The 13,845-nt window shown below is 71.3% G+C and carries 11 protein-coding genes and 1 other RNA gene; all 12 read right to left on the bottom strand.

Features of this window, described 5'->3' with window-relative positions; all coding sequences use genetic code 11:
• Positions 1 to 47: 47 nt before the first annotated feature.
• Positions 48 to 713: an NADPH-dependent F420 reductase gene (npdG, locus tag OU415_RS16920; RefSeq protein ID WP_270949782.1), complete on the bottom strand. Its 666-nt coding sequence runs from the start codon at positions 711 to 713 to the stop codon at positions 48 to 50.
• 82 nt (positions 714 to 795) lie between these two features.
• Positions 796 to 2,229: an RNB domain-containing ribonuclease gene (locus OU415_RS16925; protein WP_270949783.1), complete on the bottom strand. Its 1,434-nt coding sequence runs from the start codon at positions 2,227 to 2,229 to the stop codon at positions 796 to 798.
• A gap of 5 nt (positions 2,230 to 2,234) precedes the next feature.
• Positions 2,235 to 2,423 carry a hypothetical protein gene (locus OU415_RS16930; RefSeq protein WP_270949784.1) on the bottom strand — a complete coding sequence of 63 codons (189 nt, stop codon included), beginning with the start codon at positions 2,421 to 2,423 and terminating at the stop codon, positions 2,235 to 2,237.
• Positions 2,424 to 2,496: 73 nt separating this feature from the next.
• On the bottom strand, positions 2,497 to 2,955 hold the full coding sequence (locus OU415_RS16935) for a hypothetical protein (RefSeq protein ID WP_270949785.1): 459 nt from the start codon (positions 2,953 to 2,955) through the stop codon (positions 2,497 to 2,499).
• Positions 2,956 to 3,050: 95 nt separating this feature from the next.
• A complete protein-coding gene (locus tag OU415_RS16940; RefSeq protein ID WP_270949786.1) occupies positions 3,051 to 4,064 on the bottom strand; it encodes a C40 family peptidase in 1,014 nt (337 codons plus the stop codon).
• A gap of 1 nt (position 4,065) precedes the next feature.
• Positions 4,066 to 4,644: a hypothetical protein gene (locus OU415_RS16945; RefSeq protein WP_270949787.1), complete on the bottom strand. Its 579-nt coding sequence runs from the start codon at positions 4,642 to 4,644 to the stop codon at positions 4,066 to 4,068.
• Between the two features lie 75 nt (positions 4,645 to 4,719).
• Positions 4,720 to 6,636 carry a hypothetical protein gene (locus tag OU415_RS16950; protein ID WP_270949788.1) on the bottom strand — a complete coding sequence of 639 codons (1,917 nt, stop codon included), beginning with the start codon at positions 6,634 to 6,636 and terminating at the stop codon, positions 4,720 to 4,722.
• Positions 6,633 to 9,515: an ATP-binding protein gene (locus tag OU415_RS16955; RefSeq protein WP_408641859.1), complete on the bottom strand. Its 2,883-nt coding sequence runs from the start codon at positions 9,513 to 9,515 to the stop codon at positions 6,633 to 6,635. The genes OU415_RS16950 and OU415_RS16955 overlap by 4 nt, the downstream gene beginning before the upstream one ends.
• On the bottom strand, positions 9,490 to 10,023 hold the full coding sequence (locus tag OU415_RS16960; RefSeq protein ID WP_270949789.1) for a hypothetical protein: 534 nt from the start codon (positions 10,021 to 10,023) through the stop codon (positions 9,490 to 9,492). The genes OU415_RS16955 and OU415_RS16960 overlap by 26 nt, the downstream gene beginning before the upstream one ends.
• A gap of 3 nt (positions 10,024 to 10,026) precedes the next feature.
• A complete protein-coding gene (locus tag OU415_RS16965) occupies positions 10,027 to 10,317 on the bottom strand; it encodes a hypothetical protein (protein WP_270949790.1) in 291 nt (96 codons plus the stop codon).
• A gap of 561 nt (positions 10,318 to 10,878) precedes the next feature.
• Positions 10,879 to 13,089, bottom strand: coding sequence for a hypothetical protein (locus tag OU415_RS16970; protein WP_270949791.1), 2,211 nt, complete (start codon positions 13,087 to 13,089; stop codon positions 10,879 to 10,881).
• A gap of 353 nt (positions 13,090 to 13,442) precedes the next feature.
• Positions 13,443 to 13,837, bottom strand: an RNA gene (rnpB, locus tag OU415_RS16975) — RNase P RNA component class A.
• Positions 13,838 to 13,845: the final 8 nt, after the last annotated feature.

A 13,845-nucleotide genomic window follows, 5' to 3' on the forward strand; every position in this document is an offset into this window, starting at 1 on the left:
CGTTGATCTTTTGCCTCGATTCGCCGCCGAGCCCGGGAGCAGGAAGATCAGACGTCCGTGATGCGGAGGCCTGCGTGGGCCTTGTAGCGGCGGTTGATCGCGATGAGGTTCGCCGTGAACGCCTCCACCTGGTGGGCGTTGCGGAGCCGGCCGCCGTAGATGCCGCGGACGCCGGGGATCGCGTCCGCCAGGGCGCGGACCACGTCGGTGGCTTCGCGGTCGTCGCCGAGGACGAGGACGTCGAGGTCCACGTCGTCGACGGTCAGGTCGGCCAGGGTCACCGCCGAGACGTGGTGGAACGCCGCGGTCACCCGCGACTCCGGCAGCAGCTGCTCCGCCTGCTGCGCCGCGCTGCCCTCCTCCACCGGCAGGGCGAACGGGCCCTTCTTGTCGAAGCCCAGCGGGTTGACGCAGTCGATCACGATCTTGCCCGCCAGCTGCGATTCCAGGGACTTCAGCGTCTCCGCGTGCCCCTCCCACGGCAGCGCCGCCAGCACGATGTCCGAGGCCGCCGCGCAGCCCGCGTTGTCCTGGCCGGTGACGTCACCGGCCGCGATCTCGACGATCTCCTCCGCCGCCTGCTCGGCGCGTTCGGCGTTGCGCGAGCCGATGACGACCTTCAGCCCCGCCTTCGCCCACCGGATCGCCAGCCCGCGGCCCTGCGCCCCGGTCCCACCGAGGACTCCGATGGTCATCTCCCGCACCTCAGCCACCTCTGGCCCCTTTCGTCACCGTCGACCGTACTGCTGCGTCAACGATCGACCGGTGCTGGGGAATCCGCCACGGGGGTGTGCGTCAGGCCACTTCGAACGCGACCTCGCGGCGCGACGGATCGGCCACCACGAGCCGCACCCGGACCTGCTGCCCTTCGCCGAGCCCACCACCGGTGCAACGGGCGATGACCGGCGGGTCCGCCACGAACACCTCGCCCGCCACGCCGTTGGCAGCGCGCAGCACGGTGGCCGGGAACTCCTCCCCCACCCGCGAGACCAGCGACCACGCCTGCGCCTGCGCGATGCAAGCCCGCTCCACCTGGCCCGCGATCCGGTCCGAGCTGCCCATCGCCGAGGGCAGCGCGGCCAGCGCCTCCAGCACCCATCCGGGCACCTGGCGGTCACCGGCCACCGCCAGGCACACCTCCGCGCTGTAGCGGTCGACCAGTCGTCGCAGCGGGGCTGTGACGTGCGCGTACGACGCGCCGATGCCCGCGTGGTTGGCCTTCGCCGGCGCGCCATCGCCGAAGGCCGTGTACCCGGCCCCGCGCAGCAGCCGCGTCGCCGCCACGTGCACGGCCAGCGCTTCCGGCCGGATCGGGTCCAGTTCGGCCAGCGCCACCGCGGGCGGCAGGTCCACCGGCCAGTCCACGCCGAGCCGGGCCGCCGAACGACGCAGTCCCGCAACGGTTTCCGGCTCCGGATCCGGCACCGTGCGCAGCACCCCGATCCCGGCGGACAGCATCATCTCCGCCGCGCACATGCCGGTGAGCAGCGAGATCTCCGCGTTCCACGCCTCGATCACCAGTCGCGGCCGCAGCACCAGCTGCCAGCCGCCCGCGCCGTCGGACTCCACCTGCTGCTCGGGCAGTCCGAGCTCGATCGCCCCGCGCCGCATCGCCTGCTCCCGGCGCAACCGCCCGACCTCGGGCAGCAGCGCGATCGACGGGTGCGCGACGCCCCGCTCCAGCGACCGGTGCACCCCGTCGTAGTCCAGCTGCGCCACCGACCGGACCAGCGCGCGGCGGACGTCGACTCGAACGGGCAGCCCGTCCGAGTCGAGGTCGATGGTCCACAGCACGGCCGCCCGCACCTGGCCCGGTAACAGGCTCGCGGCGTCCTCGGACAGCCTCGTCGGGTGCAGCGGGACGTTGCCGTCGGGCAGGTAGAGGGTCTGGCCGCGGCGCCGCGCCTCCACGTCGAGAGCTCCGCCGGGGAGCACGAACGCCGCCACGTCGGCGATCGCGTAGTGGATCCGGTAGCCGCGGTGGCGGCGGTTGATCAGCACCGCCTGGTCGAGGTCCTTGGCGCCCTGCGGATCGACGGTGACCAGCGGCAGATCGGTCGCATCGGTCCGGGCGCCGGTGAGCACCGGCTGCGCCACGGTCTGCTCGACCTCCGCCAGCGCGGCGGGCGGGTAGTCCACGGGCAGGCCCAGCTCGGTCCGGACGGCCGAGAAGTCCATCGCGGCAGCGGCGACGCCGATGCCACCAGGTGGACCGCCCGGCGCCGCCACGAGGATCAGTCCTCGTCGTCTTTCCAGCGCGCCTCGGCCTCGTCGGCCGCCTTCGTGCGCTCGTGGGCTATCTCCAACGCGCGGGCCGCGGTCTCCTGGTCCGGGTACGGCCCCAAGCGCTCAGCAGCCCGGCAGCCGGCCTTGGGCTCGACCTGCCGGTGCTTCAAACAGAAGTACCAACCTCCGCGGGGCATGTTCCGAGCCTCGCACGACTGCGCGCACCTGTCACGCAACCGGCTCCGACTCGACCGGGATGTCCGAACGCGGTCACCACGCGGGCGGCGGCGGGGCGGCCGGGGTCGGCTGCCAGCCGCCGGGGTCCTGCTTCGGGATCGGGTCCAGGCACGACACCAGGACCTGGTGGGTCTCCGGGTTCTCGACCCGGCGCCCGTCGCGCATCCGGTACTCGAGCTCGCCGTTGTCGTCGACCTCCACGGTGCAGCCGACCTCGGCGAGCTGGTCGTCATCGAGGTCCACCAGCCGCTCGTAGCGGGACGGCACGACCCGGTAGACCGGCCACTGCAGGTGCCCGAAGGCCTGGTGGAACTCGGCGAGCAGGTTCTTCATCTGCTGCTGCCACGGCAGCGGCATCGCCTCGGCCAGCGACCTCGGCAGCACCGCGTAACCGGGGTCCACCCCCGGACGCGGCTGGGCGAGGTAGTCGCCGAGCGGCGTGCTCGACGCGGGCGGACCGGACGGCCGCGGGATCGGATCTGGTGTGAACATCGTGCACCCTTTCCGAGAAGTCGCGCGGGCAGGTCCCCAAGCCCCGCCGCACCGACCACGCGCTCTCAACGTCAGCAGGCCGCCGTCATTCTTACCTAACGTTGACCCCCTCCGGCAGGCACCGCGGCCTGCTGCGGTGGCGTGTCGGCGGCCGGGCGGACCACGTCGGGCAGCAGTTCGCCGCCGTCCCACAGCTTCTCGACCTCGACCGATTCGCCCGGTTGCGGCGCGTGCAGGACCTGCTCGTCGCCCAGGTAGATCGCCACGTGGTGGATGCCGTTCGGATCCCGGCCGGTTCCCCAGAAGACCAGGTCACCAGGCTGCGCCTGGTTCAGCGGCACGTGCACGCCGCCCTGGAAGTACTGCGTCTGCGAGTACTTCGGGATCTCCACCCCGGCGGCCTTCCAGGCCTGCTGGGTCAGGCCGGAGCAGTCGAAGGAGTCCGGGCCGGCCGCGCCCCACACGTACGGCTTGCCGAGCTGCGCGTTCGCGTACTGGATCGCCTGACCGGCCAGCACACCCGCGCTCGGCAGGTCCTCGCAGCCGCTGAAGCCGGAGACGTCGCCCTGCACGCTGACCAAGTGCGCGGCCATCGGCTCCCACTTGTGGTAGCGCAGCGGGAACGCCGAGCGCTCCACCTTCTGGGCCGCGGTGCCGGGCCGCATGTCCTCCCAGCCGGGCACCTCCAGCAGCACGTCGTAGAACTTGTTGATCGCGTAGTCCACGTCGGTGACCTGCTGCGCGCTGCCCCAGCCCATGGACGGCCGCATCTGGAAGATGCCCAGCGAGTCGCGGTCGCCGTGGAAGACGTTGACCAGGTTCGACTCGGTCTTGCCCGCCTGGATCGCGATCTGCCAGGCCCGCGGCGGCAGCCCGCGCTGCTGACCGATCTCGATGATGCGCTGGACGATGCCGATCGACTCCTCGGTCAGCTTCGCGGCATCGCTCTCCCCGCGCTCCGCGCCGTCGCCCCACGGACCGAGGTCCGAGCTGCAGCTGGACCAGTTCGCGCGTCCGCCGCCGCCCGTCATCAGCATGGTCATCGCGCCGACGCCGATCAGACCTGCGAAACCCGCGAGCACGACGAACGCAACCACGAGCTTCCGCATGTCAACCTTCCTCGTCGTACTGGGCCACGCGCCAACCGGCGGCCGTGCGGTTCACGGTCACCCGGAGAACTCCGATGTCGGTGGGCAGGCGCACCACCATCGCGCCTTCGGTCGCGCTGATCGAGGTGGGTGCGCCGGTGATCACGTTCGCCGCGTTGGTCGGGTCCACCGAATCCATCTCGGTGATGAACTCGTCGGTGGTGAAGGGGCGCAGCTTGTCCAGCCACGCCTTCCGGTCGAGGCCGACGGGGTGGTCGACCCACGCCTTGCCCCACTCCTCGACGACGGCGAGCCCGGCCGGGTCCGGGGAGACCTGGGCGGGCGGGGCGGCGGGCACCGAGATCGTCGGCGGGGCCTTTGTGGGGCTCGGCGGCACCACGGCGGAATGCGTCGACGGCCGGTTGGTGGAGGTCTCCGCGACGTACCGGCTCGGTGGTGGTTCGGGGAGCAGGAAGCCGATCACCGTGGCCACCGCGGCGAGCGCGATCACCGCTGCGGCCAGGTGCTTGGGAGAGCGCAGCGGCCAGCCCCACAACCTGCGGTACACCGCGGCTCGTCCGCGGTGCGTCCGGATCGGCATCAGGCCCCCTTCTTCCGGCTGTCCTCGAAGCGGCGGCGCCCCTCACCGGACACCGCTGCCCTGTTGATCATCCCCTCAGCCATCGGCGACTTCCAGACCTCGGGACGGGCGGTAGAGCACGTACACCGGTCGGCCCGCCACGACCTCCTTCTCGGCGCGGCGCGGACCTTGGGGCTCCGACTGCTCGGCGATCGGGGAACCGGTGGTGCGCGACGGGATCAGCACCGGGTCCTCGTCGATGCCGTCCCACTTGGCCTCCGCGACCGGGTTGGTGTCGACGACCCGGCTGGTGGTCCGGGCCTCCGGCAGCGCGGGCATCCCGCCAGGTCGGCGCGCCGACGCGCCGCTGGGCAGCGCGGCGTTCGGCGGGCCCGCCACCGCGGGTGCCTCGCGGTCCAGGCGCTGCGCGGTGGCCGCGACCGACGACGGGTGCTGCGCCTCCGGACGAGCACGCCAGCTCTGCCGCGGCGCGTCGCCGGACTCGGCGTACTCCGCGTCCGGGTCCATGCCCCGCGCCCGCTCCCAGAAGTTGCCGGTCTCGTCGTCCTGGGGACGGCCCCGCCGGAAGCGGGAGAAGATGCCCTGCGGTGGGCGCGGCACCGCGCGGCCGACGGTGCCCACCGACAGCTCGACCATCTGCCCGATCCGCCGGACCGGTTTGGCGACCATCAGGAACACCGCGGTCACCAGCGCGGCCAGCAGGATCTGGGTCAGCGCGGAGAACCCGCGCAGCGGGTCGAAGATCCAGGTCAGGATCAGCGTGTGCAGCCCGGCCATCGCCGCGATCATGACCACGTTCAGCACCGCCGCCCCGGCCACGCGGCCGATGGTGCGCAGCACCTGGTGGTAGAGCAGCGCGACCAGACCGATCAGCGGCCCGGCCAGGATCAGCACCCGCAGCAGCACCTGGGCGAGCAGGATGGTCGCCTTGGCCAGCAGCTGGAACGAGGCGTAGGCGAAGGCCTGCACGGTGGCCAGCACCCCGGCGCCGACGCGGCTGCCGTCGATGCCCTGGAAGTAGCCGTAGGAGCTCGTGCCGCTCAACCGGCCCGCGACGTCCTGGAACTTCTGCTTCTTCGGCTCCGCCGAACCCGCGTCGACCCCGTCGTTGACCTCCTGCCGGGTCCACGACTGGGCGCTCAGCAGCTCGCGGCCGAGCTCGTTGGCCTGCGGCGAGTCGGGCGTGCCGAACTCCCCGCGCAGCCAGTTGCGGTAGATGACCTGGTCGTGCAGCAGCGTCGGCAGCGCGTGCCGCTCGTCGACGCCCACTTCCTGCAGGAACCCGGCCTGCACCGCCGACGTGCCGGTGATCAGGATGTCGTCGAGCGCGTGCGTGTAGACCAGCGGCGTCAGGTAGGTCGCGGAGGCGAACCACAGACCGGCCAGCGCCCACATGCCCCGCTTGCCGATCGAGGCGAGGTCGCCCGTCCAGATGTAGCGGAACAGCACTATCGCCAGCACCAGCGCGACCAGCCCGAACCACGGGGTGAACACGCTGTCGTAGAGCGCGATGGTGCCGGTGGCGACCAGCTCGTCCAGCGGCGCGAGCAGGTTCCCGGTCAGCAGCGCGTAGTGCAGGCCGTTGGTCGCGCCGACGAGGTTCTTCGCGACGTTGAACAGCTCGTTGCCGACCCAGGTGTCGACCACGGCGTTCGGGTTGGTCACGCCCTGCGGACCGCAGCCGAGGTCGTAGGTGTGCCAGACCAGACCCGAGTAGCCGACCTCGTTGTAGGGGCTGCCCGGGTAACCGGTGCCGAGCGAGCCGGGGTCCAGCGCGCCGACCATGCCGGAGCCGGGGCGTTCCGGGTTCGGCGCTTCCTTGCAGTCGAAGGGTTGGCCGAAGGCCGGGGCACCGATCAGCGCCTGGATCGCGATCAGCCCGGCGACCACCGCGAACGCCCGGCGCTTCGCGCTCCTAGGCCGCTTGCGACGCCGCCGGAGCAGCACGACGAGCACCGCGGCCAGAGCGACCGCCAGCAACGCGCCGCTCACCGGGCGTCTTCCCCACCCCGCTCGCCCACGGGGGTCGAGCGGTCGCTGCCGTCATCGCCATATCCGATGCCGACGCTTTCGAGCTCGAACTCGTCGAAGGTCTCCTCGAGGTCTTCCGCGTAGTCCGCGGTCGACCTCGTCACGGGCGCAGCCGAATCGGAGTTCGCGCCGGCGGCCGGTTGCAGCGCCCGCGGTTCCACGTCCTCGTCCGCGGCGGGCGTGGTGTCCAGGACGTTGCGCAGGTGCTCCAGGTGCGGGCCGGAGAAGTCGATGCGGATCTTCTCCACACCGCCGGCGCCGTCGCCGAAGATGAACTGCCGCGGCGAGCGGTCCCGCTCGGTGCTGTTGCGCGCCGGACCGGGCCTGCGGCCGAGAGCGGCCACCACCTGCTCGTACCCGGCGCCGACCGGCACCTTGAGCAGGCGCAGCGCGTCGGCCTGGGCGTTCTCGTCGTCCAGGCGTCCGATGAACACCGAGTCCAGCAGCGACACGAAGCCCTGGATGCGCAGGAAGTCGTCCGGGATCTGGCTGGACAGCAGGACCCGGACGTTCCACTTCCGGGAGTCGCGGGCGAACCGGTTCATCAGCACGCGACCGGTCGGCACCTCGGAGAGGAAGAACGCCTCGTCGATCCAGACGCCCTTGCGCTCGTTCTTGGGCCGCTCGTAGATCGACCGCTGGGTCAGCCAGGCGGCCAGGTTGAGCATCTCCACGCCGAGGGCTTCGGCGTCGGTCCAGTGCTCGCGCCCCACGCCGTCCTTGGGCAGCGCCAGCCCCGCCATGGTCAGCACCGTGAGCCGGTCCTCGCGGCGCTCGGAGTACGGGTCGGCGTTGGCCTCCGGGATCAGCAGCGACATCCGCTCCCGGATCTCGTCCAGGAAGTCGGCGACCACGACGGCGTGCTCGTGGTGCTCGCTGGCGTCGCGGCGCAGCGCCTCGAAGACCATGCCCGGGTGCGCGTCCGGGCGACCACCCACCGCGCGGACCGCGCGCAGCAGCACGATCCGGGTCTGCGGCAGGCGCGCCACCTCGTAGGGCAGCAGACCGGTCAGCACGTCGAGCACCAGGCGGCGCCGGGTGGCGGCGGCCAGCGCGCGTTCGCGCCGCCAGCTGCGCTCCGGGTCGTCCTCGTCGACGAAGTGCTCCAGCTCCGGCTCGGCGACCACCCGGTACGGGTTGAGGATGCCGGGCTGGGCGTTGAGCAGGTTGATCGGTCGCGCGTAGGGCTTCAGCTCGGGCAGCTCGCACAGCGCGGCCAGCGGACCGGACGGGTCCAGCAGCGTCCAGTTCGCCCCGGACCGCAACGTCTTGTAGACCGTGCCGCCGCCCAGGAACGACTTGCCGCCGCCCAGGCCTGCGACGATGGCCGTCAGGCCGGAGGCGTCCCGGACCTCCTGCGCCATCCACGGGTCCCAGGCGACCGGGCGCCGGGTGGCGGTGCAGGTCTCGCCGAGCAGGATGCCGCGCCGGTCGCCGACCTCCGCGGTGGCCTGCGGGACCGCCGAAGCCGCCCACACCACCGAGCCGCGCCGCAGGTAGGCGCTGTTGGCCAGCGGCTCGCCCGGGATGAACTCGCGGGCCATCGCGTACTGCGCCTCGGGGTGCTCGATGGCGATCTTCGGCTTGTACAGGTCGAGGATCTGCTGGGCCAGGCGCAGCGCGTCGCGCTCGGTCGGCCCGGACACCGCGAGCCGCCACCAGGACTTGACGCGGGTGGCCAGCGCGGTGAACCCGGAGGTCATCTCGTCGTCGACCTCGAGCACCCGGTTGGCCTGGCGGGCAAGCGAGGTCGGTGGTTCGAGGCCGTGCTCCTCGGTGTAGTGCCGGACCTGCGAGCGCACCTTGTTCATCTGGCGCTGCAGCTCGCCGCCGACGTCCTCGGGGCGGCGCACGTAGATCCGCGCGGACCACTCCACGGGCGCGGGCATCCGGTCGGAGTGCTGCATCCACGGGTCGTCGATCTCGGGGATCTGCAGGCCGTGGCTCTGCCCGACGGTGAGCACCGCGAGGTGCCGGGTGACGCCCGCGTTGGACCCGGTGCGGCCGCGCACGGTCACCGTCGGCGCGTACGGGTCCTGGTGCATGTCGGAGGCGTCGGTGAACGAGGCGAGGTCCTCGGGCTCCCACGGCGCACCGGGCACCGCGGGCAGGTTGCGCGGCGCGGGCAGACCCAGGGAGCACGAGCGGTGCATCAGCCAGGAGATCTCCTCGGCGGTCACCGGACGCCCGTCCAGCCCGGCCGAGCCGATGACCTGGTCGAGGTGCTCGATCTCGCTGTCCAGCGCGATGAGCTCGGCGTCCACCGCTTCCGGGAACACCTTGCGCAGCAGCGGGGCGGCGCGCTCGACGGCGCGGTCCACCACGTTGCGGGTCTGCACCTGGACCCCGAGGTAGACCTCCTTCTCCGCCATGGAGCGGCCCATCAGCTGCTGCTGCTCGCCGACCATGTAGTCGTCGAAGCTCAGCGCGCCGGGGGTGTCCGGAAGGGGGTTGCGCGAGTTGTGCACGTGCGCTTCGGCCCACATCCGGATCGGGTAGGGCCGGTTGGTCACGCGCAGGTGCATCCAGCGGCCCTGCAGCTCGGCGTACTGGCCGGCGATCGCGGCGATCAGGTCCTGGCGCTGGGAGTCCGAGCGGAACGACCAGCGCTGCGGGGAGAGCCGGTACCAGGCGAACACGTCCTGTCCGGTGCGCAGCAGGTGGCCGTCGATGGACCGCGCCGCGATGGACGGCGTGTAGGCCGGGATCGACTGCTCGTCACCCGGGGTCCGGCCGCGTTTGCCGGGGTTGCCCTTGGCGCTGCGGACCTTGCCGTGCGAACCGCGGGGACCCGGAACTTGTTGCGTGTTGCGCTCACGGCCTCGCCGGCGACCGAACACCGCGAACCTCCTTGCTACGCGCGCGCCTGCTGGGAACCGTGCTGCGGGCCGCCGGTTTCGGCCGGCCGGTCCGCTGCTGCCGCTGGGGTTGGCCGCGTCGGGCCTGCTGCTTCGGGGCCTTGCGGCGTGGGGCCTTCTGCTTCGGGTGCGGGCGCTCGGCGCGCACCCTTATCCGCGCGGCGCTGGCCGCACCGCCCCGCCCGGACGCCTTCTCCCGGGGGGCGGTGAGTTCGCGCATCCACATCACCATCACCGCGCCCAGCGGTCGCTCGTGCCCGATCTTCGAGCAGACGATCTTGGTCACGATGATCGTGATGACCACCGCCCAGGCGGTGGAGAAGAAGCCGAAGCCGATGTTCATCCGGCGTTCGATGCCGAGCACGATGAGGAACACGACGATCCCCACGCCCCAGGCGACGTAGCGGGCCCGCCACGGGAAGGTCGCCTTCGGCGGCCCGAGCCAGACCGCGTCGACCCGGTAGATCTCGTCGTCGGTGCGTATTCGCACTGGTCAGCCCCCAGTGCTGAACAGGCCGGCGATGAACGTGCCGATGTCCACACCTGCGTTGGTGACCGCGAGTCCGATGATGGCCAGCGCGACGACGACGCCACCGACACGACGCATCACGCCGGCGTTGTCGCCCTTGCCGCCACCCAGCCAGAGCAGGAGGATCGCGACGGTCAGCAGCAGCAGCGGGAGCAGGTTGTCGAGGATCCAGCCACGAATGCCATCTGTGCCCAATTGCGTCTGCAGCGCCAGTACGTTCAGTTGCGCCAGTGTGTCCAGCGACGTGGCGATCATCTCTTTACCCCTGAGTGCGCGGAGTGTCGTCGGGCCGGTACCTCAGCGCGCCGGGAATGATCCGGCACGCAGGTACGAGTAGAACATGACATGGTCACCAGAAGTAGTGGTTGCGAGTTCCGGTGTGGCGGAAACGGTGTTGCCGACGAGGCGCCGTCACGCCGCGAATAGGCCGTTCGGGGATGCCGCTTTCGGCTCACCACCGGGAAAAAAGCGCTCACCAGGCCGGTTCCCGACTGGAATCTCGTGGCTGTTCACCCGCTTGCGAACCCCTTCGTAACGCACCGTGCACAACTCGGTCATCCAGTGGATTTCCGCACATCGCGTCATGATGCACCCGACCGGATCACGCGAATGTGAAGTCGCGCCCCGGATTCGGGATGTGGTGATCAAGACGTCCTGGCTCAGAGTAGCGGCTCGTGCACGACGACCGACGACCAGCCCCACCGTCGGGGGCCGATGCGAAAGTCCTCAGTGGATGGTCCACCTGCTGGGACTCGGAACGCGAACGCCCCGACCACCGGTCGGGGCGTTCGCTTGGAATCTGCGCAGATCAGGCACTCACTGCACGGCCCAGTAGGTGTAGGACGAGTAGTCCGGGTACGGGCCGAGGAACTCCTGCAGCGGGCCGAGCTCGACGGTCAGCGTCGGCTCGGTGACCAGTTCCGCCGGGATGGTGAAGGTGGTCTCCACCCAGCCTCGCGGGTCCGCGTCGAACCGCCAGGTGCCCACCAGCTCGTCGTCGGCCCGGACCTGCACGGCGCGGGATCCGGTCGGCTCGCCGCCTTCCGGTTCGGTCGGGTCGATCCGCCCGAGGATCGTCAGCTCCCGGCCGGGCACCAGGTCGTGGAAGGTGAAGGACTCTCCCCCGACGACGTGCCGACCGCTGTCCACCACGTCCCCGCCGTCCGGACCGATGACCGTGCGGAGGTGGGTTCGCGGCTGGAAGCCCTGGTGCGCGGGGACGACCTGGTAGTCGTGCCGCTCCTCGTCCCGCAGGTCGGCGACGTTGAGGCGGTCGCGGATCTGCCCGTTCGGCGGTTCCAGCGGCTGGTCGCCGGAGTCCAGCAGGTCCCAGTCCGCTTGGTAGACGGTCACCTTGTCGCAGTTCCGCGCGGCCTGGCAGGCGGATCCGCCGCCGAGCGTGGTGTGCGAGAACCGCGGCGACTTCAGCTCGAAGGTGATCAGCTCGCGGCCGAACAGCCCGCCTTCGCCGAGGCCGTGCACGCTCCACGAGTCGAAGATGACGAAGTAGTCCGGGCGGCGCTGCTCCGGCAGGCGCTTCAGCTCCTCGTAGAGGCTGCCCGGGCCGTGCAGGTTCGGGGTGGCGAACCCGGTGGTGGCCAGGCCGATCAGGTCCACGATGTAGCGCTCGGAGAAGTACGCCGGCGCGCCGACGTCGTTGACCGCGACCCGGGCGCCGGGCGGCAGGTGCCCCTTGATCCAGTTGCTGATGGTCACCTGCTGGTCCCGGATGCCGGCGGCCTGCTGGGCCTGCCGCAGGCTCCAGGCGGGCAGCTGGGAGGCGCTGAACAGCAGCGCCACCACGACTCCGCCGACCAGCACGGAACGCCGCGCCGCCGGGAACAGCTGCGCCGCTGAGTGGATTCCGATGACGGCGAACAGCAGCAGCACGGGCAGCAGCGGCTGCACGTAGCGCATGTGGTGGACGTCGGCGAACTCGAGCGTGGACACCGATGCCAGCACCAGCAGCACGCCGACGCCGACGGCCATCGCCAAGCCGCGCCACTGCGGAGCGCGGCGGAACAACCCGATCACGCCGAGGATCGCCAGCAGCAGCGCACCGGGGAAGACGTAGTCCTGCGTGGACAGTCCGGTGAACGCGGTCAGGAAGATGCGGAAGTTGCTGAGCACCTTGTCCGCGACTTCCAGCGGGTACACCGCGGGCATGTGCAGCAGCGACTTGGCCAGCACGCCGTTCTGCTCGGCCGAACCGGTCGCGATCCGGTAGAAGGCGTACTGCGCTGCGGCGGCGTAGGCGGGCAGGCCGATCCACAGGATCCGGCCGAGCACCCGCGGCCACGGGGCGCGGGTGCCGCGGGCGTGCGCGACGACGTGCCAGACCATCACCAGGCTGAGGACGGCGGCGAACAGGAGCAGCTCGGTCCGGGTCAGCGCCGCGGCCACCGCGACCACGGGGGTCCACCGGAACCGGTTCTCCGCGCGCTCGCCGGTGAACACCAGCAGCAGGGCGACGAGCAGGAAGGCGACGAACGCGATCTCCATACCGCTGGTGGCGCCCCAGGCCAGCGGGCCGCTCAGCGCGACCAGCAGACCGGCGCTGATGCCGGTACCGCGGCCGGCGAGCCGGGTGCCGAGGCGGTAGGTCAGCGCGGCGGTCAGCGCCAGGCACAGCGCGCCGAAGAGCATCGCGAACGGCAGGAAAGCCGAGCCGGTCACGCCGAGCGCGTAGACGCCGCCGAGGATGAGCACGTAGAGCAGGCTGCTCGCGCCGGTGCTGATCGGGTCGCCGGTGTTGTACTGCAGGAAGTGCCCGGTGCCGATCTGGCGCGCGTACTGCAGGTGGATGTAGGCGTCGTCGACCGGCGGGATGAAGTGCCACTGGTTGTAGGCCAGGTTCACCACCAGGAACAGGGCGGTGACCAGCAGCGAGAGGCCGCCGATCAGCCATGCCCCGGCGTCCTGGAACGGGCGTCCGGCCGGTGGCGGACCGGTGGCTGCTCCGGACTCGGGTGATCCGGTCGGGACCTCGTCGTGCTCCCCGGCGCTGGGCGCCGCGAATCTCGTCATGCTTGCTCCGAAAGGGGTGAGATCAGCGCGCGTTCCGACCGCGCGCGAAAGGAGAGAGGCGCCTGCTGGCGCTGGAGAACCGGTGCGGCTTTGCAGGTTCGGCGAGAGCGATGCGGTCGCCCGGCATCGATCGCCCAGATCAAGAACCCAACGCCGTCATCCTCCGAATCCACGCGACCACAACGCGAAACCGCGCAAACCACCCAAGCCGCGCAGAACGAGATTAACCCGTCCGGGTGACCTCTCCGAAGCGAGGGTCAGCAAGAGGCGCGCAGGGGTTCGGTGCGAACAGCCAGGCGGTGACCGAGATGCCGCTACCGGCGTGGAAGGAGCACCGGAAACGGGAATGAGGGCGGATGAGCCGGCCTCTAAGCCGGATTCTGTTCGTGGGGGCCTCGCGGCCGTCCCAGTCGGTGACCATCCATCTCGGCCCGCCGTTGCCGACGGGCTCGTGCGGCCTACCCGCGAACTCGGGCGGGCCGCCCTCGATCGTTCGCGCAGACGCCTGGTGGGGCGCCCTCTTGGCCTTGCTCCGGGTGGGGTTTACCTAGCCACCCCGGTCACCCGAGGTGCTGGTGGTCTCTTACACCACCGTTTCACCCTTACCCGGCGGAGTCCGCCGGGCGGTCTGCTTTCTGTGGCACTGTCCCGCGGGTCGCCCCGGGTTGCCGTTAGCAACCACCCTGCCCTGTGGAGTCCGGACTTTCCTCGACGGGATCGCTCCCGCCGCGGTCACCCAGCCGACTCATCCGCACC

The organism is Saccharopolyspora oryzae (genome assembly GCF_027853915.1).
GTDB lineage: Bacteria > Actinomycetota > Actinomycetes > Mycobacteriales > Pseudonocardiaceae > Saccharopolyspora > Saccharopolyspora oryzae.